We start from the raw sequence: 19,745 nt of genomic DNA on the forward strand, positions 1-19,745 counted from the left end.
TCACGGGCGGCGAACCGCCCCTACGTAGATTTCATGTAGGGGCGGCGTTCTCGCCGCCCGCTGGTTTACGCCAGCAACTTTTTGGTTATTGCCAACAGTGTAGCGACATCTGCCGGACGCGTATTACCGCTTTCTGCATCAATAATTGAACTGTAGATATGCGGAATGATTTTACTGACGCCAGCATCCAGTGCGATCTGCAGGATCGTCTGGTAGTTTTCCAGATCGATACCGCCGGTCGGCTCCAGCCAGAAGTCGTGCTGCGCACAGGCGACGGCAACCGCTTTAAACTCATCAATCGATTTCAGGCCGCCCATCGGGAAATATTTCACCGAGCTGCCGCCCATATCTTTTAGCAACGCGATGGCGGTTTCAATGGGCACAATACCGTCCGCCGTTTGTGAACTGAGCGGGCCGGTGGAAATTTTTACCCTGCCAGGCGTGCCGGTTGGCGAAATCAGACCATTGACCACCGTCTGATTCTGTCCCAGCAATGCACGGCTGGTGGCCACGCCGGTAAATACCTGGTTAACGTGCTGCGGCTGCACCTGGCGTGAAATTTCACTGACCATTGCCGACTGCCTGGGGTCGCCTGCCCCCAGACCGACAGACAGCGCATTATCAATCAACGCTGCATAGTCACGCATATCCGCTACCGCACTGTCGACGCTACCATAGTTTTTCGATAACACGCCAACCAGCACATGGCCTTCCGCCGCCTGCCAGATCGCCTGCGCATTCTGTTTAGAACCGGCCAGCACGTTAAGACAAACGCGATCCCGGTAAAATTTTGGCGTCAGCGTCATGCGATTTTCTCTCCTGATAACAAGGCATTGATACAGCGATAAATGGTCTGTAACTGTTCTGGCGTTACGCTGCGCACATCCACTTCGATAATCCCTTCATTGGCTTTATAACCGCGGAAATAGATAGCGATTTCACCGGTTTTCAGCGCCTGCACCAGCTCACCGGTGGTGCGGCCAATCACCGCTTCATCACAATGGATTTCCGTACGCGCGATATCACGGCCGGCGGCGTCCCACACCACGCGCGCCGTAATACCGTTCAGTCCATTCAGACTGTCGATAAATGGCGTCATCTTCTCAACCATCTGCGCGCCGGTGACTTTCTCCTGCGTCAAATAGTTTTCAATCGCCTGCGTCAGGCCAAGAATGCCCTCTTTGCCGACTTTCATCGCCCGGCCAATCCCTGCCGACTGGCGTTTCACCCAGCCAACGTACTGCTGTTTGCCCAGCACCAGACCACTGGTCGGCCCTTCAATCGCTTTGGCGCCGCTGTAGATCACCAGATCGGCGCCAAACTGGTAGTAGCACTGCAGATCCTCTTCCGCTGCCGCATCGACAATCAGCGGCACGCCATGTTTGCGCGCCACCACGGCTGCCTGCTCAACGCTGAGATGACTTTTCTGCACGCAATGATGGGATTTGATATACAGAATCGCTGCGGTTTGTGGCGTAATCGCCGCAGACAGCTGCTCCGCAGAGCACTCATTGGCATAGCCCGCTTCCACCAGCCGCCCGCCGCCCATCGTCACCATGGTGCCTGCCGGCGCGCCAAAGTTAACGTTATGCCCTTTCGGCAGCACGATATCGTGCGGCACCGTCAGCGGCGCGGCGTGCAGATTTTCCAGCAGCCACTGATCATCTTTTACAATCACCGCCGCCACCGACTGCGCCAGTCCGGCTGACGCGCAGGAAACCACCACCGCATCTTCGGCATTCAGCAGTTTCGCGATATAAGCGCCGGTTTTATTGACCAGGTCTTTGATTTCAAAGTAGTGATTCAGGCCATAATTCACCGTTTCGACTACCGAGGCGCTGGGAGTAGAAACACCCAGAATGGTCATGCGCCCGGAGGCATTAATCACCTGTTTTAAATCGTATTTCTCATAAATCGAAGTCATGATTGCCTTTCCCTTCATCGGTCACAATCCACTGGCCCGCGACTACCGCCGCTAATGGCACCAGATGTTTCTCGCCCTGAACGCGATCCCCTGCGGAATCGACGAACGGACGAACTTCCTGTTTGACGGTAAAAATAGTCAGGTCAGCATCGAAGCCCACCGCAAGGCGACCTTTGCTGTTCAGGCGCAGACCATCGGCGGCTTTGTGGGTGACACAATCGATCACCTGCGGCAGCGTCATACCGACGCTAAAGAATTTCGACATCACATGCGCCAGGTTATGCACCGGGCCACTGATGCGGTTACGACAGTAAATATCGGAACTGATGCTGTGCGGCAAAATGCCCTGTGCAATCGCCACCCGCGCCACCTCGAAGCTGAAACTGGCGCTGCCATGGCCGACATCCAGCCGCACGCCGCGCTGGAGAGCCTGGCTGACGGAAGCGCGCAGCTGACCAGCAGGGGTCAGAATGCGATTCGGTTTGCCGTTATAGCAGTGGGTGATAATGTCGCCGGAGGTCAGCAGATCGGCAATCTCATCGAGATTCGGCGGATTATTGCCGATATGCACCATCAGTGGCAGATCGCCATTTTCCTGCTGGATCTCTTTCGCCCGCAACAGCGGTTTAATGCCGTTGTTGCCCACCACGCTACTGCTGATGCGCGCTTTAATGCCGACGATAAACCCCGGCAGACGCTGCACCGCATCACGCACGGCCACTTTGTCGATCTGGTTCATATCCGCCAGCTCGTTCTGCGTGACAATGCCGGTGCGCGCGATATTCAGCAGTGCATACACCTGGGTACTGGCGCTGCGCGTCAGCTGATAAAAGTCATCGATATCATCCGCGCCGGTGCTGCCAGCATCAATCACCGTGGTAACACCGGTGGTGACGCCAATCGCATCCGCTTCATCATGATAAATCGGCGATTTCGGGTAACAGTGGACGTGGGAGTCGATCCAGCCGGCGCTAAGATAGTAGCGGCCGGCCAGATCGCGTTGCTGCTTCGCCTCCCCCTCAACCGTGCCGACGGCGGCGATTTTGCCGTCGCGTAGCGCAATATCGATAAGGCTTTCATCAGTGAGCCGCGCGTTGCGGATAATCAGGTCGAACATAAGTACAAATCCTTAGCAAGGGAGGTGTGAACGCCTCCCTTATATTTTTTAGCTGATCGCTATCGGGAACATCGCGCCGAGGATCATGGCGCCTAAAATCGCGCCGCCGGTAATCGGTTTGCCCCACAGATAGAACAACAACGATCCTGCCAGCGAACCGAGACCAATCGGAATCGAGGCCGCCATCGCCGAGAGAATGATCAGTGGCCCTAAGAAACGACCGGAGGAGTTACCGGCGCCCATCATCACATCCGCCCCGTAGGTGGAGTCGCTCTGATTAATAGTGAATTTACGCGCCAGAATAATCAGGTAACCAATCGCCACGCCGATAACCAGACCGGTTACCAGTGAAGCGGCAAAGTTCGCCACCGGAAACACAATGCCCGCTCCCAGCAGCAGCGCGGGAACGCCGAGGCCAACACCGGTCTGGATCGCGCCGCCGATATCGAGGATCCCGACCAGCGAACCTTCGATAATGCGCGCAAACAGGAAGCTGGCGCCAAAGGCCGCTACCGCGCCATACACTCCGGTATCCATACCTGCACGCAGCATCGAGACAAAGGCCACTTCGTTAAACGCACCGATACCGTACAGATAGTACATATGGGTACCAGCAAACACCCCGGAGGAGAGCAGGCCAACAAAAATCGGGAAAGACCAGTCGGCATACCAGAAGCCGCTTTTCGTATCACTCATTGCCATCTTCCTCGTTACTTACCGCTCAGGGTGTTGTGAATCATATCGAGCCAGCCCGGTACACCCAGCTGGAACGACTGCAACAGTTTCATATCGAAGCCACGGAAGAAGCCGCTCAGGACAAACAGCAGCACGATGGCAAACATCATCACTTTGGTGACTTTGTTCCAGCCGCTCTCCTCGACGCCTTTACCAATCAGGATACCCAGCACCAGGCCCGGCACCGCGTTGCCCATAATCAGCTGCGCAAGGCCGCCGAAAATAGTGGCCCAGAAACCAGATTTCTTACCGGCATCGATTGCTGCCAGCCAGAAGATCACCGGCATCACGGTATTCACCAGCAGGTTTGCCGCCGGCACCAGCACTTTTACTGCGGTGACCTGCAATGCGGCAGGTACCGCCGATGCGGTGGAGTTAAGGAAGGCGACCACGATCATGCCGATAATGCCGCAGGCAATGGCCATCTTTTTCGGATCGTGCAGCGTTTCCGCGACGTTGCGGTTTTTCACCATCAACGCGGCAGCACCCCAGTTGGGGATAATGCGATGGTCGACGTCCTGGGTAAAAGAACCCGCCGCAACCGAAGAAGCCCAGGCGTTAAAGAAGAAACCCAGACCGAAGGAGAAGTGAGAGGCAGGATCGCCTTCACAGGAGTTCAATTCACCCAGCGTACGAAATGCGCCCATCCCCTGCGTGGTCGGCGCGTGGAACATACGCGCAGCACCTGCGCCGACGCCCACCCCCACTAACCCGCCGATGATTAACGACTTAAACAAAATAATTAAAAACATTAGTCTTTCCTTTGGTTTTATTGCCAACGTTTTTAGTTAGAAGTGAATTCAACCTTATCGGTATCTATCACCGTCACGTTGACGGTAATCTCCAGCTCCACGCTGTAGTTCCGTCGCTCACGCGCCAGAAAAAAGAACAAAAATTTCTCTTTCCTGACACTCTCCTGCGCCCGAAGAACCCGCACATCCTGTGGCTCGATACGCAGCAGAATCTTATTGGTGGAACGCAGTACGCTGCTCTGCACACGGCTCAGGGCATCGGCGAAGGCCTTTCCTTTGCTGTCGCCTTTGCCGCTGACCGTGACCTGAGTGGTGAATTGTTCCTTCATGCTCAACCGCCGTGTTTTTTATTCCAGGCTTGCACCAGACGTTCGCCCAGCTCTTCTTTATCCATAAAACCAAAGCCCAGCACCGTGCAGCCTTCATTAATGGCGGTAACCCCTTCATCAATCGAGCGCATACCGTGCTTCGCTTTGTAGCCATATTTGTTCTGGGCGGTAATCGCACCGGCGCCGCCGCTGCCACAGAAAGAGATGCCGAAAGTGGCGTTTTCCGCCTGCATCACATCACCCAGCTTCATATCCGCCGCCACGCCAGGCACCACTACCGCACGACCACCTGCTTTCTCCACGCCGATGGCCACTTTCTGGCCTTTACCTAAACGATCGCCAATCACTACGGTTACTTGTGACATGTTGTATTCCTTAAATTTGCCCAGGGGAGCCGTTTTCGGCTCCCGTTAAGATTCGTTGTTTCCCTCAGCGACCGCAAAGTGCACCGATAACAACCACGCCTCTTCTTTCGGCAGGTTGCCAAACAGATCCACCACCTGCTGCGCCAGCTGCATCGACTCAGGGGAGATATCCTCAAACAGCTCCTCTTCCACTTCCGGCAGGGGTTCGCCGGTCAGGGATCGCAGCGCCATCGCACGGACATGAGACGCCAGCATCTGCTGCTGTACCGCATTGGGAAAAATGGCTTGCGCGTTAAACAGCGTCTCAATTTGCACCATCACCCTGTCGGCCAACGCCTGGATCGCTTCCGTGCTCGCTGCAGAATTTACCGCCACCGCTGCGTTTTTCACCTTTACACCTCTTTGCCAGAACGACCCGATATGGATATTTCGCGTTGAAAATAAATTACCCCGCTCTGGTACTACTGTGTAGACGCACTTTTTCCGTTTCGAAACGGAAATCGCCGCGGCCGCTCGCTGCCAGCTCGCAAAAACGTTATTTCATGCAAATACAGAGGAACAAATGAGAGATAAATCACAATATGACGCACCTGACGGGCGATATATGCATCATGCGCTGCGGGTTAGCGAAAGTAATCGTCGTTGGGCGGGCAGATATAAGAAATAACGATGGCGGATAATCCCTCCTCTTGCGAAGCGGGAGGGGTCAGGGGGAGGGAGCAACGATCTCAGACGCAGATGTCGTTGCGCCCCCATCCCAGCCTTCCCCCACCGTGTGGGGGAAGGAGCAATTTCAGATCAGCGAAACTTTTTATGATTAGCATCGCGCGTAGCGGCGAACTTTTTCGCTTCGGTTTTCGCCCCGGCGATATCCCCGGCGTCAGCCAGCTTTTTACTGGCGTCAATCTGGCCAATCAGGGTATCCAGCCCGGCGCGATAATCTTTCATCTCCGCGCTATCTGCCGCCTTACCTTCCAGCGATTCCGGGGTCTGCGTTTTGGCGTTTTCCGCTGCGGCACGCATATCGGTTAACGCTTTTTTTAACTCGCTGGCATCTTCAGTTTTCTGCACGGTGCGATATGCGCCTTTCAGAATATCCATATCATCATCAAGGCCTTGCGCCAGTGCTGCAGCGCTGCTGCTTAACAGCACTACCGTTAACATTGCTCGACAAAATTTATGCATCACGACATTCCTTATAATTATAAAAATTGCTGACAAAAAAGGCGGCCCTTAACGGGGCCGCCTGATAATACTATGCGAAAATTGTGGTTTTATTTACTGACCAGCAATTTTCATTTCCGGTAACAGCACAGAACCGCACTGAATATTGCTGCGGGTCTCAATATCGCTGCCGACGGTGACGATATTGCGCCACATATCCTGCAGATTACCGGCAATGGTGATTTCACTGACCGGATACTGGATTTCGCCATTTTCCACCCAGAATCCCGCAGCGCCACGCGAATAGTCGCCGGTAATGCCGCTGACACCCTGCCCCATCAGCTCGGTGACCACCAGGCCGGTGCCCATCTGCTTCAGCAGGGCGTCAAAGCTGGCGCCCTGACCGGCAATACGCCAGTTATGGATGCCGCCGGCATGACCGGTGCTCTGCAGGCCGAGTTTGCGGGCCGAGTAGCTGGTCATCAGCCAGCCCTGTAACACGCCATCTTTGATGATGTCACGTTGCTGAGTGCGCACCCCTTCACTGTCAAAAGGCGTCGATGCCAGACCTTTTAGCAGATGTGGATGCTCTTCAATCGTCAGCCACTCCGGCAGAATCTGTTTGCCCAGCGAGTCGAGCAGGAAGGTTGATTTACGATAAACGCTGCTGCCACTGATGGCGCCAACCAGATGGCCAAACAGGCCGGTAGCAACTTCAGCAGCAAAAATCACCGGCGCTTTCATCGTCGACAGCTTGCGCGGCGACAGGCGCGACAGGGTGCGACGCGCACACTCCTCACCCACCCACTCCGGTGATTTCAGATCACCCAGCGCACGGCCAATGGTGTACGCGTAATCACGCTCCATATCGCCATCATGCTCAGCGATCACACAGCTGGAGAGCGAGTGGCGGCTGGAGCAGTAGCCCTGCATCATACCGTGGCTGTTGCCGAACACTTTAATCCCGACATGGCTGTTAAAGCTGCCGCCTTCGGTATTGGTGATGCGTTTATCCGCCTTCAGCGACGCCTGCTCGGCACGCGCAGCCAGCTCGATCGCCTGTTCGGCATCGAGATCCGATGGATGGAACAGATCAAGATCCGGCGCGTCAAACGCCAGCAGATCGCGATCGGCCACACCGGCATAAGGATCCGGCGAGGTATAGCGCGCAATATCGATCGCCGCCTGCACCGTGCGTTTAATCGCATCCGGGCTAAGATCAGTAGAGGAGGCGCTGCCTTTGCGGTTCTGATGATAAACGGTGATGCCGAGCGCGCCATCACTGTTAAATTCGACATTTTCCACTTCACCGTAGCGCGTGCTGACGCTGATTCCGGTGGTTTTACTCACGGCGACTTCGGCTCCGTCCGTGCTGGCTTTCGCCAGTTCGAGCGCTTGCGCGACCGCCTGCTCAAGCGTCTTACGCTGTTCTGCAACCTGGGAGATTACTTTCATCGGCCTGCCATATAATTAATGGGTTATCATTTGAGTCTAACAGACTCAGAGAACAATTTCGCACAAGGCGCATAACCTGATAGCATGTGCCTCTTTTTTTGGAGTCTAACCATGACCAGGCAGCCCGAAGAGTGGCTCGATGATGAACCCGATAATCAGCAAGAAGAAGATGAAGAGATTATCTGGGTCAGTAAAAGTGAAATTAAACGCGATGCGGAAGAGTTAAAACGCCTCGGCGGCGAGCTGGTTGAGCTCGGTAAAAACTCGCTGGATAAGATCCCGCTGGATGATGATCTGCGTGCCGCAATTGAGCTGGCGCAGAAGATTAAGAAAGAGGGTCGTCGTCGCCAGATGCAGCTGATCGGCAAAATGCTGCGTTCACGCGACGAAGAGCCGATTCGTCAGGCGCTGGATAAGCTGAAGAACCGCCACAACCAGCAGGTTGCGCTGTTCCATAAGCTGGAAGCACTGCGCGACCGTCTGGTTGAACAGGGTGATGAAGCAGTGCCGGAAGTGCTGACTCTCTATCCGCATGCCGATCGTCAGCAGTTACGCTCGATGATCCGTAATGCGCAAAAAGAGAAAGCCGCCAACAAGCCGCCAAAGTCCTATCGCCAGATTTTTCAGTATCTGCGTGAACTGGCAGAAGCCTGAGTTAGCGACAAGGGCGACATCACTGTCGCCCCTGCTGTGCCGTCCCGCCGGGGACGCCACTGTGAAAACGCAACTCGCTGTCCGGCTGTTGAATTAATTTCGCTTCAGTTTCCCCAATCTTTCTGACGCGCGCGCTGATATCTTTTGGCGCTATCTGCGCGGCCAGCGCCAGATAATCCTGATAATGACGCGCTTCCGAGCGCAGCAGTGACAGATAAAACTTCTCCAGCTCCTCATCCAGATACGGCGCCAGGCTGGCAAAACGCTCGCAGGAACGCGCTTCGATATAGGCTCCGCAGATCAGTTTATCCACCAGCGTATCCGGTTCATGGGTGGTCACTTCACGCAACAGCCCTTTGGCATAACGACTGGCGGTGATTTTGATATAGGGAATATTGCGCGCCTGCATAATTTCCAGCACCTGATAGAAATGGTGCAGCTCTTCTTTGATCAGCAGCACCATCTTTTCCACCAGCTCATCAGCGTAAGGCAGCTCGCCGCGGGTAATCACGCTTTTCGACAGGCTTTTATGGGCGTCAAGAAATTGCAGGTCGTGGTTTTCGCTGTGGACGAAGTTCTCGTAAGGCTTCAGCCACGCCAGCAGCGCTTCGCCGCTCTCTTTATCGGCGACATATTTGCGGATCAGCCAGATGGCGGTCTGCGCCGCTTTCAGTTCGCACACCAGATGGTCGGTCAGTAGCAGCGCCAGATTTTCCGGCTTGCGCGCCTGATCAATCCAGGCTTGCGGTGTACGGCAGTGCAGAAAGCCGTGGACAGGAGCAAGGAGTTCGGAGTAGTTCATTGCATTCAACAACGTAGGGGCGGCGTTAACGCCGCCCGCGCTAATAGTTTACACCAGCCTTAATGGCGCACGCCGGTATCTTCATCGTCCACATCATCACCTTCAATATCGTCATCCTGCGCATCAGGATCTTCAAAGTAGGTGCCCCAGCCGTCGTAATCGACATTGTACTGCGCGGCAAGGTTAACCAGCTGCTCAACCTGTGCATCAATCAGTTCAGCATTCAGCGCGCCTTCACTGATTACATCGCAGCACATCACGGTGCTGCCATCTTCCAGTTCCAGCTCTTCAGGCTCGCCAACTTCGTAGCCGAGTTTAAAGGCATCAACGGCCACTTTTTCCAGTGAATCAAAGTTGTTACAGGAAAGATGATGTTCAATCGCGTACAGCGCATCAGGATCGCTGCCATCTTCCAACAGCTCTTCGATAATCAGACGCGTTTCTTCGCGTTGCTCTTCCAGTAATTGTTCGTAAGCCATAATTCTGTTCCTCAAAATATGCGGCGGTAAGTTTGATTATTTTCCCACAGCGCCGTTCGCGCCACTACACAAAACAGAAAGTTTCTTTGGCCTGGGGTTGAAAATGCATATTCATACGGTTAAATTGAATTTAAATTCATTTCAAAGCGACACATGGAGTGCTGTATGAGTCAGTTATATCAACGCCATTTCCTCAGACTGCTCGATTTTACCCCGGCAGAAATCAATGCCCTGCTGGCGCTGGCTGCATCACTGAAAAGCGATAAGAAAAACGGTGAAGAAGTTCAGCATCTTAAAGGGAAGAATATTGCGCTCATCTTCGAAAAAGACTCGACTCGTACGCGATGCTCTTTCGAAGTTGCCGCATTCGACCAGGGCGCCAACGTCACTTACCTCGGCCCAAGCGGCAGCCAGATTGGCCATAAAGAGTCGATTAAAGATACGGCACGCGTGCTCGGCCGTATGTATCACGGAATTCAGTATCGTGGCCACGGCCAGGAAATTGTGCAAACACTGGCGGAGCACGCGGGTGTGCCGGTGTGGAACGGCCTGACCAACGAATTCCATCCGACTCAGCTGCTGGCCGATCTGCTCACTATGCAGGAGCACCTACCGCAAAAATCGCTGACAGAGATGACTTTCGTCTATGTTGGTGATGCACGCAATAATATGGGTAACAGTATGCTGGAAGCGGCGGCGCTGGTGGGCCTCGATCTGCGGCTGGTGGCGCCGAAAGGTTGCTGGCCGGAAGAGGCGCTGGTGACGGAGTGTCGTCTGGCGGCGGAAAAAACCGGCGGTAAAATTACCCTGACAGAAGATATCGCTGAAGGCGTCAACGGCGCAGATTTTATCTACACTGATGTGTGGGTATCAATGGGTGAGCCAAAAGAAGTGTGGCAGGAGCGTATTGCTCTGCTGCGTAAATACCAGGTCAATATGGCGATGCTACAGCTGACCGGCAATCCGCAGGTAAAATTCCTGCACTGCCTGCCAGCGTTCCATGACGATCAGACCACGCTGGGCCAGCAAATGGCGGAACAATATGACCTGCATGGCGGAATGGAAGTCACTGATGAGGTGTTTGAATCGACACACAGTATCGTCTTCGATCAGGCGGAAAACCGTCTGCATACGATCAAAGCCGTGATGGTGGCCACCCTGGCGCAACTGCCCTGAAAGCGGCGTAGCAAACGATGACTTCGCCAGTGATTTTCGCTTGCTGCGAAATGCTGGTTCAGTATAATGCCCGACAGTTTGCCGGGAGGAAGTATGCATCTGAGCACCTTTGACAATATCGCCCGACCACGTCTGCTTGCAGGCGGTGCAGCTTTTCCTTCCGTTACATACCCGATCTTAAAAAAGCCCCTCATTGCAGGGGCTTTTTTTTGTCCGTCGTTCGGCACGCGTAGAGGAGAGTGAGGCATGGCCAATCCGCTGTATCACAAGCATATAATTTCAATTAACGATCTGAGTCGTGAAGAACTGGAACTGGTGCTGAACACCGCCGCCAGCCTGAAAGCCCATCCGCAGCCGGAACTGCTGAAGCATAATGTGATTGCCAGCTGTTTCTTTGAAGCCTCTACCCGTACCCGCCTGTCGTTTGAAACGGCGATGCATCGCCTTGGCGCGTCGGTGGTGGGTTTTGCCGATGGCAGCAACACGTCACTCGGCAAAAAAGGTGAAACCCTTGCCGATACCATTTCGGTGATTGGCACCTATGTAGATGCGATTGTGATGCGTCATCCACAGGAAGGCGCCGCGCGCCTCGCCACCGAATTCTCGGGCGGTGTACCGATTCTGAATGCCGGTGACGGTGCGAACCAGCATCCGACCCAGACCCTGCTGGACCTGTTTACCATTCAGGAAACCCAGAGCCGCCTGAGTAACCTGAATGTGGCGATGGTCGGCGACCTGAAATATGGCCGCACAGTGCATTCGCTGGCGCAGGCGCTGGCGAAGTTTGACGGCAACCGCTTCTACTTTATCGCCCCGGATGCGCTGGCGATGCCAGCCTATATTACCGATATGCTCGATGAGCAGGGGATTGTCTGGAGCCGTCATGACACCATCGAAGAGGTGATCCCGCAGGTGGATATTCTGTATATGACGCGCGTGCAGAAAGAGCGTCTGGATCCGTCAGAATACGCCAATGTAAAGGCACAGTTTGTCCTGCGCGCCAGCGATCTGGCCGGTGCGCGTGACAATATGAAAGTGCTGCATCCGCTGCCACGTATTGATGAGATCACCACTGATGTCGATGCCACGCCGCATGCCTGGTATTTCCAGCAGGCGGGCAACGGCATTTACGCCCGTCAGGCGCTGCTGGCGCTGGTACTGAATAGCGAACTGGTTCTGTAAGGGGAAAGATGATGACACACGATAACAAACTGCAGGTTGAAGCGATTAAACGCGGCACGGTAATCGACCATATTCCGGCGCAGATTGGCTTTAAGTTATTGACCCTGTTTCGCCTGACGGAAACCGATCAACGTATCACTATCGGTCTGAATCTGCCTTCGGGCGAGATGGGACGCAAAGATCTGATCAAGATCGAAAACACCTTTCTGACCGACGATCAGATCAACCAGCTGGCGGTCTATGCGCCACACGCTACGGTGAATCGCATCGACGAGTATGAAGTGGTCGGCAAGATCGCGCCGACGCTGCCGGATCGGATTGAGCGTGTACTGACCTGCCCCAACAGTAACTGTATCAGCCGCAGCGAACCGGTACACTCCAGCTTTGCGGTAAAAAAACGTCAGGATGATGTGTCGCTGAAGTGTAAATATTGCGAGAAAGAGTTTGCCCATCATGTGGTGCTGGCGAACTGGTAATCGATGAGCACGTCCCTATAATGGAGACGTCGTTATCAGCACGGGTGGCGAGAATGCCGCCCCTACAACTGGAGAAAGGTATGTCTCGCGAAATCAGTACGGAAAATGCACCTGCCGCCATCGGGCCTTATGTTCAGGGCGTGGATCTTGGCAGTATGATTATCACTTCGGGCCAGATCCCGGTTGATCCCAAAACCGGCACCGTAGCCGACGATGTGTCAGCACAGGCCCGCCAGTCACTGGAAAACGTGCAAGCGATCGTTGAAGCGGCTGGCCTTAAAGTGGGCGATATCGTGAAAACGACGGTATTTGTCAAAGATCTGAATGACTTCGCGACGGTTAACGCCACCTATGAAGCTTTCTTCAGTGAGCATAACGCCAGCTTCCCGGCGCGCTCCTGTGTGGAAGTAGCGCGTTTGCCGAAAGATGTGAAGATTGAGATTGAAGCGATCGCCGTACGTCGTTAAGCATTTAAGGGGCGCAGCACAGCGCCCCTCAGTTCTATTTACTGGCGCGCAATAATTTCTCCAGCGGATAAACCAGCGCAATCACCACTTCATCCTGTGTTTGCGCCGCCTTATCCAGCGTGGCCTGCATCTGCGCCACCTCATGCGCGCCAAAAGCGCGATGACTCTCCAGCGATGCCACCAATTCAATCCCGATCTGGCTGATCTGCGCCAGCTGGCTGGCGACCGGTTGCAACGCTTTTAGCTGATAATTACGCTCGATTAGCGGCATCACCTGCGGAATATTGTTCTGCCAGCGTCTCAGCTGCTGGCGAATCGCCTGTGCGGCCTGCTGATCACCACGGTTGGCAATCAGCGCATCCACCTGCTTATCCAGCGCCCGTACTTTACTGCTTTCCGCCGGTAGCGCGTCGGCCAGACGATTAAGCGGTTCAAACAGATGGTAATGCCCGGCCTGGAACTTCAGATGCTGGCGGGTGTAATACTGCGCCTGTTCCAGCGCCTCACTGAAAATCTGCAATGGCACAATATCGCTGCTGTTCGCCAGCCGTATCATCTGGCTTTGCGTCTGGGTATGCTGTTGCAGACCCACCGAAACCGCTGACCAGCGATCCACCGCCGCCAGGCGTTGATACATATTGTCTTCATCGGTGACATCTTTGGCCGACCACAGGCGCTCCGCCACCGCAAAGGCGCGCGGCCACAGTTTGATATCCAGCACGCTGGCATTGATATTTTCCGCCCACAGCGCCGCTTCGCCGCCCAGCAGATTCTCCTGCTGCTGTTTTTCATCCGGCACTACCGGCTGGGTGCCCTGTGGAACCTGCGCCAGCTTGCTGCCGGAGGCCGGATAACGCACATTGCCGACCAGCATATAGCCCGTCAGTTTATCGCCATTCAGCGTCACCACCGGCTGCACTTCACCCATCCAGGTATCGACGCTAAAGGTCAGCTGGTCCGGCGCCAGCCAGCGGATATCACGCACCATACGCCGTGATTTGCCGCTGAAATCAATAAATCCACGCCAGCCCTGCTGACCATCAATCAGGGTAAAACTGCCGTTGACCGCACTGCCTTTCAGGCGCGGCATGCTGAACTGCCAGCTCTGCGCCTGCTCGCTGCTCTGTAACTGGTCAGCGCCATCCAGCCCGTGCGGATAAACTTCATTGCGGTAGTGATAGGCGGCAGCCTGTGGTTGATCAAGATAGAAACCGGTCGACAGAATGCCGCGAAAGTTATCTTTCGCCACCGCGCCCAGCGCATCCTGGCCCTGCCATGACTGGATCAGAATGCTGCGTGGCAGATCCGGGTGATAGATCTCATCCCAGCCCACCATCTGCCGCTGATGTTTCTCAAGGATTTTCTCAACGCGCGCATTAAAATACGCCTGCAACGCATGCTCATCTTTTAGCTGATGTTGCTGCATAAACTGCTGGATTTTAGCTGACTCCTGCCACTGGCTGGCATCCACCTCATCGCCGCCGATATGCAGATAAGGATCGGGGAATATCTCCGCCATTTCCGCCACCAGCGTATCCACAAAGCGGTAAACCTCTTCGTTGGTTGGATCCAGCAGCGGCTTAAACACGCCCCAGCCGCGCTCCATGCTGTACGGACCTGGCGCACTGATCAGCTCCGGCATCGCCACCGCGATCGCCGAGGCATGACCAGGCACATCCAGTTCCGGCACCACGCGGATACCACGATCGGCGGCATAGCGCACAATCATTTTCATCTCGTCCTGCGTATAGAACAGGCCGTCGCTGGCTTGCTGTTGCAGCTGTGGATAGTGGCTGGAGGCAAAACGCCAGCCCTGGTCGTCGGTCAGATGCCAGTGAAACACGTTCATGCGCGCCGCGGCGATGCCGTCAATCTGGCGTTTAATCGTTTCCAGCGGCATAAAGTGACGCGCCGAATCTATCAGCACACCGCGCCAGGGAAAGCGTGGCCGATCGTGGATTGTCACCAGCGGAATATAGCTGTTGTCGCTGTCGTTCTGGATCAGCTGCAACAGCGTTTCCATGCCGCGCATCGCGCCAAAACGCGTGCTGGCGTGCAGTTTCACTCCCTGCGCTGTAACTTCAAGTTGATAGCTTTCATCGCTGTCGGGCAGCGGCTGTCTGTCAACCGCGTTGGCGATAATCACGCTAATCGTTGGATGCGCCACCTGCTCTGTATGCGGTTGCAGTTCCCAGCCGGTCTGGCGCGCAATACGCTGCAACCAGCGTTGCTGTGCACCGGCCAGATAGTCGCCGCTGATTTGCAGCGTAAGTTGATGATTGAGCACCAGCTTGCCGCCCTGCGCAGGCTGTTCAACCTGTTGCGGCCAGGGCATTAAAGGCAAATCTCCCGCCGGGGTAGCAAAGGCATGCAGAGAAAAAAGCATCGAAGAGGCGAGCAGGGTATGGCGCAGCAGCATAAAAAAACTCCCTTTTACATGACAGAGCAAAAATCAGGCAAAACTCCATAAAACATAATTCGCGGCGTACAGCAAGTTACCGTTGGCGAAAATCTGGCCTGGTCGTAAATTTTTGCAACAACCTTATTCACGGATTTACTTAACTTTTTTCGCCGCCGAATCTGCGCTATCTCCTTGTGTAATGGCTGGTTCTGCACTTGCCGTTGACAGGCCAGCCTGTTTTTCAGACTGATCCCGTGCGACAACGGTTTCTAAGTGCCAGTAAGTAGCTAATCTTAAAGGACGCAAAGAAAACCAATAAACCGTCACGATAAATGGGTGGATCTTTTCGCCCTGATAATCAGGATTGAGCAATGAATAAAATTCCACCATGGTGGCAGAATGGCGTGATCTATCAAATCTATCCCAAGAGCTTTCAGGATACGACCGGTAGCGGAACAGGCGATCTGGCGGGAGTGATTCAGCGACTCGACTACCTGAAATTACTGGGCGTGGATGCTATCTGGCTGACGCCGTTTTATATTTCTCCGCAGGTTGATAATGGCTATGACGTGGCGAACTATACCGCCATCGATCCGTCGTTTGGCACCCTGACTGATTTCGATAACCTGGTTGAGCAGGCACACAAACGCGGTCTGCGAGTGATCCTCGATATGGTGTTTAACCACTCGTCGACCCAGCACCACTGGTTTCATGAAGCCCTCGATCGTGAAAGCCCGTATCGCTCTTATTATATCTGGCGCGATGCCAACGCCGAGGGCGGGCCGCCGAATAACTGGCGTTCGAAGTTTGGCGGCCACGCCTGGCGCTGGCATGCCGAGAGCGCGCAGTACTATATGCATCTGTGGGCGCCGGAGCAGGCCGATCTCAACTGGGAAAACGAGCATGTGCGCGCCGAGCTGAAACAGATCGTCAATTTCTGGGCTGACCGCGGCATTGATGGCCTGCGCCTGGATGTGGTGAATCTGGTGTCGAAGCATCAGGATTTCCCCGACGATATCGGCGGCGATGGCCTGCGTCTGTATACCGACGGGCCACGCATCCATGAATATATTCAGGAGATGAGCAACGACGTGTTTCGCCCGCGCGAGCTGATGACGGTTGGCGAGATGTCTTCCGCGACGCTTGAACACTGCCAGCGTTATGGCTCGCTGGAGGGTGAAGAGCTGTCGATGGTATTCAGCTTCGACCATGTTGAGGTTGACTTCTACCAGGGACAAAAATGGACGCTGACACCGCTCGATCTGGTGGCGCTGAAAGCGATTTTCACCCACTGGCAACAGGGGATGCACGATGTCGCCTGGAATGCGCTGTTCTGGTGTAACCACGATCAGCCGCGGGTGGTTTCACGCTGGGGCGATGAAGGTGAGTATCGGGTGCAGTCAGCGAAACTGCTGGCGATGGCGCTGCACGGTATGCAGGGCACGCCCTACATCTTCCAGGGGGAAGAGCTGGGGATGACCAACCCGCACTTTAGCCGCATCATCGATTATCGTGATATTGAGAGCCACAATATGTATGCCGAGCTGCGTGCGCAGGGGCGCGATAGCGATAATCTGCTGGAGATCCTCGCCAGCAAGTCACGCGATAATGGCCGTACGCCGATGCAGTGGAATGCCAGTGAAAACGGCGGTTTTACCGAGGGCACGCCGTGGATTGGTATGAGCGATAACCTCGAAACGGTCAACGCCGAGGCGGCGGTGGCGGATGAAGAGTCGGTGTTCTACACCTACAAACAGCTGATTCAGCTGCGCAAAAGCCATTACATTCTTACCTGGGGCGACTACCAGGATTTGCTGGCGGAACACCCTTATTTATGGTGCTATCGTCGGCAATATCAGGGCGAAACGCTGATTGTGGCGGTGAACCTGAGCCGTGAAGCGCAATCCTGGCATCCCGATGCATTTGACGGCAGCTGGGAGGTGTTAATGAGCAACTATCCTTCGCCGCGACCGGCACCTGGCGAGATGATGCTGCGGCCTTATGAGGCGGTATGGTGGTATCAGAAGGGAACCGAAAATTATTAACGCGATTTCACCGCCGTTGCCTCTTGTCAGGCGGGAGCCAAAAACGGCTCCCCTACAGCCGTTTCAGGTATTCCGTCACAGGGGTGGCGTTCCCGGTGCCCGCTCTGCTGATATCCGGCCACAACCCCATCGCCATATCGGCCATTGATAACAGCGCCGTGGTGGTTGCGCCATCACGCGCCTGTAGCGACATGCCCTGCTGAATCGCGATATACAGCCGGGACAATGCGGCGGTATCGACACTCTGCGGCAGTTCACCAACCGCAACCGCCTGATCCAGCCGCGCTTGCAGCATACTGACGCCCTTCGCGCGCGCGCGCCTGACCAGCTCACCTAAACGCTCATAACCCTCGCTGGCCACCGTCGACAGAGTCACCATGCAGCCGGGCGGCAAGTCTGCGCTGGTCAGGGTCGTGGCCGAGCAGTTAAGCCACTGCTGTACTGCTTCACGCGCGTTGCTGGCGGTATCCAGCGGCGACCAGATCAACGGCGCTACGCTCTGCTGATAATACTCCAGCACTTCCTGATAAAGATCTTCTTTGCTGCCAAAGGCGGCATACAGACTGGGCGAGTTAATCCCCATCGCCTGATAGAGGTCGGCCATTGAAGTGGCGGTATAGCCTTTTAGCCAGAACAGTTTCATCGCTGCAATAAGTGCTGCCTGACGGTCAAAACTTCTCGGGCGTCCACGTTGTGCCATCTGCCTTACCTTATCATTTTGTGCCGATCGATATAATAAACCGGTTGACGCCTGGCTTCAACTGCCCGTAGATTAATTACGTATCGATCGACACATAAATCAGGAGAATAGTTATGTCTGCACTCTCAGGTAAACGTGCGCTGGTGACCGGCGCCAGTCGTGGATTAGGTAAAGCAATGGCATTATCACTGGCGGAAGCCGGGGCTGATGTGGTGATTACCTACGAAAAATCAGCCGATAAAGCGGCAGAAGTGGTCGCCGCGATTGAAGCGCTGGGGCGTAAGGCATTCGCCATTCAGGCGGACAGCGCCTCACCGGCTGCGGCGCGCAGCGCAGTTGATCAGAGCGTGGCAACCCTTGGCGGTCTGGATATTCTGGTGAATAACGCCGGCGTTGCGCGCGGCGGTCCGCTGGAAGATTTGGCGCTGGAGGATATCGACGCGATGATTAACGTAAATATTCGCGGCCTGATTCTCACCACCCAGGCAGCGCTGGCTCATCTGGGTGAAGGCGGACGGATTATTAATATCGGCAGCTGTCTCGCCGAGCGCGTGCCAATGAGCGGAATCACCATCTATTCGATGACAAAATCGGCGCTGCTGTCGCTGACTCGCGGTCTGGCGCGCGATCTTGGCCCACGCGGCATTACCGTCAATCTGGTCCATCCCGGCCCTACCGACAGCGATATGAACCCGGCTGATGGCGAAAATGCCGATACCCAGCGCGCATTCACCGCTCTCGGCCATTACGGTACCGCTGAAGATGTGGCCGCAGCGGTCACCTTCCTTGCCAGTCCGGCAGCAAAGCAGATTACCGGTACCGGTATTAATGTCGATGGTGGTATGAACGCCTGATCATACCGCCGCCGTCGCAACAGATGCGGCGGCGGCGGCGGTTAGCTCACCACCGGGATAAAGGAATCAATACGCTGCACCAGCTGCGTTACGCCATCAGTAATCTGCTGCTCAGTAATATCATTGGCTCCCTGAATCAGCTGCGGCGGCTGCCAGATCATGCCGGTGCGATTAGCAGTGTTCTGCAACGGCAGCAGCAGCGCATCGATCGAATAGTTATTGTAACCCTCCGGCGTATACGCCTGCGCCGAGCCGCCAGTCGACGTAGCCACCAGCAATTTTTTGCCATGCAGCGCGGTGCCGCCGGCATAGGCGAAACCTGCGGTTAACACCACATCCAGCCACTCTTTCATAATTGCTGGCGTGCTGTACCAGTAAAACGGGAACAGCAGCACAATAGTGTCATGGCTGTTCAGCAGCTGCTGTTCACGCGTCACATCGATATTAAAATCGGGATATTCACGGATAAGCTCATGAATAGTGACGCCTTCCTGCTGCGATAATGCGGCAAGTGCCGCGCGGTTAATGCGTGAGGCGTCGGGAGTACGGTGGGCGGCGACAATCAATACAGGGTTCATAGCTGGCTCCATAACGGGAATATGGCGCTATGATTTCATTTGTTGCGGCGACGGTGTAGTCTCTGATTTAAGCTATCTGTTTCAACCAAA

Annotated in this window: 23 protein-coding genes; 7 read left to right on the plus strand and 16 right to left on the minus strand. The window is 55.0% G+C overall.

Translation table 11 applies throughout. The features are described 5' to 3' along the window. Nucleotides 1-65 precede the first annotated feature (65 nt). The 10 genes from dagF to pmbA form a co-directional block, all read right to left on the minus strand. Nucleotides 66-806 (minus strand): 2-dehydro-3-deoxy-phosphogluconate aldolase, encoded by a 741-nt coding sequence (gene dagF / locus N5923_RS04095; protein ID WP_267142711.1) that lies wholly within the window; start codon nucleotides 804-806, stop codon nucleotides 66-68. Further along, on the minus strand, nucleotides 803-1,924 hold the full coding sequence (locus tag N5923_RS04100) for a DgaE family pyridoxal phosphate-dependent ammonia lyase (protein WP_267142712.1): 1,122 nt from the start codon (nucleotides 1,922-1,924) through the stop codon (nucleotides 803-805). The genes dagF and N5923_RS04100 overlap by 4 nt, the downstream gene beginning before the upstream one ends. Next, nucleotides 1,908-3,041, minus strand: coding sequence for an amidohydrolase/deacetylase family metallohydrolase (locus N5923_RS04105; protein ID WP_267142713.1), 1,134 nt, complete (start codon nucleotides 3,039-3,041; stop codon nucleotides 1,908-1,910). Before N5923_RS04105 ends, N5923_RS04100 begins: the two co-directional genes overlap by 17 nt. Nucleotides 3,042-3,089: 48 nt before the next feature. Next, nucleotides 3,090-3,737, minus strand: coding sequence for a DUF4310 family protein (locus tag N5923_RS04110; RefSeq protein ID WP_017801391.1), 648 nt, complete (start codon nucleotides 3,735-3,737; stop codon nucleotides 3,090-3,092). Between the two features lie 14 nt (nucleotides 3,738-3,751). Further along, nucleotides 3,752-4,528 carry a DUF4311 domain-containing protein gene (locus N5923_RS04115; protein WP_017801392.1) on the minus strand — a complete coding sequence of 259 codons (777 nt, stop codon included), beginning with the start codon at nucleotides 4,526-4,528 and terminating at the stop codon, nucleotides 3,752-3,754. A 32-nt stretch (nucleotides 4,529-4,560) separates the two neighbouring features. Further along, nucleotides 4,561-4,857 (minus strand): DUF4312 family protein, encoded by a 297-nt coding sequence (locus tag N5923_RS04120; protein WP_267142714.1) that lies wholly within the window; start codon nucleotides 4,855-4,857, stop codon nucleotides 4,561-4,563. Nucleotides 4,858-4,859: 2 nt separating this feature from the next. After that, nucleotides 4,860-5,222: an SFCGS family glycine-rich protein gene (locus tag N5923_RS04125; RefSeq protein WP_267142715.1), complete on the minus strand. Its 363-nt coding sequence runs from the start codon at nucleotides 5,220-5,222 to the stop codon at nucleotides 4,860-4,862. Between the two features lie 45 nt (nucleotides 5,223-5,267). Then, nucleotides 5,268-5,612: a glycine dehydrogenase gene (locus N5923_RS04130; protein ID WP_267142716.1), complete on the minus strand. Its 345-nt coding sequence runs from the start codon at nucleotides 5,610-5,612 to the stop codon at nucleotides 5,268-5,270. Between the two features lie 408 nt (nucleotides 5,613-6,020). Continuing rightward, on the minus strand, nucleotides 6,021-6,407 hold the full coding sequence (gene cybC / locus N5923_RS04135; RefSeq protein ID WP_267142717.1) for a cytochrome b562: 387 nt from the start codon (nucleotides 6,405-6,407) through the stop codon (nucleotides 6,021-6,023). Nucleotides 6,408-6,500: 93 nt separating this feature from the next. Continuing rightward, a complete protein-coding gene (pmbA, locus tag N5923_RS04140) occupies nucleotides 6,501-7,841 on the minus strand; it encodes a metalloprotease PmbA (protein ID WP_267142718.1) in 1,341 nt (446 codons plus the stop codon). Between the two features lie 111 nt (nucleotides 7,842-7,952). On the opposite strand from pmbA, the gene yjgA reads away from it, so the two are divergent. Then, nucleotides 7,953-8,495, plus strand: a complete 543-nt coding sequence (gene yjgA, locus N5923_RS04145) for a ribosome biogenesis factor YjgA (RefSeq protein ID WP_267142719.1) — start codon at nucleotides 7,953-7,955, stop codon at nucleotides 8,493-8,495. Nucleotides 8,496-8,514: 19 nt separating this feature from the next. Here yjgA and miaE read toward each other — a convergent pair whose 3' ends face one another. Further along, nucleotides 8,515-9,297 (minus strand): tRNA isopentenyl-2-thiomethyl-A-37 hydroxylase MiaE, encoded by a 783-nt coding sequence (miaE, locus tag N5923_RS04150; RefSeq protein ID WP_267142720.1) that lies wholly within the window; start codon nucleotides 9,295-9,297, stop codon nucleotides 8,515-8,517. A gap of 59 nt (nucleotides 9,298-9,356) precedes the next feature. Beyond that, a complete protein-coding gene (gene rraB, locus N5923_RS04155) occupies nucleotides 9,357-9,776 on the minus strand; it encodes a ribonuclease E inhibitor RraB (RefSeq protein ID WP_267142721.1) in 420 nt (139 codons plus the stop codon). Nucleotides 9,777-9,941: 165 nt separating this feature from the next. On the opposite strand from rraB, the gene argF reads away from it, so the two are divergent. The 4 genes from argF (at nucleotide 9,942) to ridA (ending at nucleotide 13,077) form a co-directional block, all read left to right on the plus strand. Next, the gene (gene argF, locus N5923_RS04160; RefSeq protein WP_267142722.1) at nucleotides 9,942-10,952 is read left to right on the plus strand and encodes an ornithine carbamoyltransferase; all 1,011 of its coding nucleotides are present in this window, start codon (nucleotides 9,942-9,944) and stop codon (nucleotides 10,950-10,952) included. Between the two features lie 246 nt (nucleotides 10,953-11,198). Beyond that, on the plus strand, nucleotides 11,199-12,134 hold the full coding sequence (pyrB, locus tag N5923_RS04165) for an aspartate carbamoyltransferase (protein WP_267142723.1): 936 nt from the start codon (nucleotides 11,199-11,201) through the stop codon (nucleotides 12,132-12,134). Between the two features lie 11 nt (nucleotides 12,135-12,145). Beyond that, on the plus strand, nucleotides 12,146-12,610 hold the full coding sequence (gene pyrI, locus N5923_RS04170; RefSeq protein WP_267142803.1) for an aspartate carbamoyltransferase regulatory subunit: 465 nt from the start codon (nucleotides 12,146-12,148) through the stop codon (nucleotides 12,608-12,610). An 80-nt stretch (nucleotides 12,611-12,690) separates the two neighbouring features. Beyond that, complete coding sequence (gene ridA, locus N5923_RS04175) at nucleotides 12,691-13,077, plus strand: 2-iminobutanoate/2-iminopropanoate deaminase (RefSeq protein WP_267142724.1); 387 nt, start codon at nucleotides 12,691-12,693, stop codon at nucleotides 13,075-13,077. 34 nt (nucleotides 13,078-13,111) lie between these two features. Here ridA and N5923_RS04180 read toward each other — a convergent pair whose 3' ends face one another. Both N5923_RS04180 and N5923_RS04185 read right to left on the minus strand, forming a co-directional pair. Beyond that, a complete protein-coding gene (locus N5923_RS04180) occupies nucleotides 13,112-15,496 on the minus strand; it encodes a beta-N-acetylhexosaminidase (protein WP_407704380.1) in 2,385 nt (794 codons plus the stop codon). 135 nt (nucleotides 15,497-15,631) lie between these two features. Then, the gene (locus N5923_RS04185) at nucleotides 15,632-15,850 is read right to left on the minus strand and encodes a hypothetical protein (RefSeq protein ID WP_267142725.1); all 219 of its coding nucleotides are present in this window, start codon (nucleotides 15,848-15,850) and stop codon (nucleotides 15,632-15,634) included. Between N5923_RS04185 and treC the strand changes: the two genes are divergently transcribed. Then, on the plus strand, nucleotides 15,850-17,523 hold the full coding sequence (gene treC, locus N5923_RS04190) for an alpha,alpha-phosphotrehalase (protein WP_267142726.1): 1,674 nt from the start codon (nucleotides 15,850-15,852) through the stop codon (nucleotides 17,521-17,523). The two genes, N5923_RS04185 and treC, sit on opposite strands and share 1 nt — an antisense overlap. Nucleotides 17,524-17,575: 52 nt before the next feature. Here treC and N5923_RS04195 read toward each other — a convergent pair whose 3' ends face one another. Further along, nucleotides 17,576-18,223, minus strand: coding sequence for a TetR/AcrR family transcriptional regulator (locus tag N5923_RS04195; RefSeq protein WP_267142727.1), 648 nt, complete (start codon nucleotides 18,221-18,223; stop codon nucleotides 17,576-17,578). A gap of 113 nt (nucleotides 18,224-18,336) precedes the next feature. On the opposite strand from N5923_RS04195, the gene N5923_RS04200 reads away from it, so the two are divergent. Further along, a complete protein-coding gene (locus N5923_RS04200; protein WP_267142728.1) occupies nucleotides 18,337-19,077 on the plus strand; it encodes an SDR family NAD(P)-dependent oxidoreductase in 741 nt (246 codons plus the stop codon). 41 nt (nucleotides 19,078-19,118) lie between these two features. Here the strand turns inward: N5923_RS04200 and N5923_RS04205 are convergent, their stop codons facing one another. After that, nucleotides 19,119-19,655: an NAD(P)H-dependent oxidoreductase gene (locus N5923_RS04205; RefSeq protein WP_267142729.1), complete on the minus strand. Its 537-nt coding sequence runs from the start codon at nucleotides 19,653-19,655 to the stop codon at nucleotides 19,119-19,121. Nucleotides 19,656-19,745: the final 90 nt, after the last annotated feature.

Source organism: Winslowiella arboricola, assembly GCF_025527015.1.
GTDB classification, from domain to species: domain Bacteria; phylum Pseudomonadota; class Gammaproteobacteria; order Enterobacterales; family Enterobacteriaceae; genus Erwinia; species Erwinia arboricola.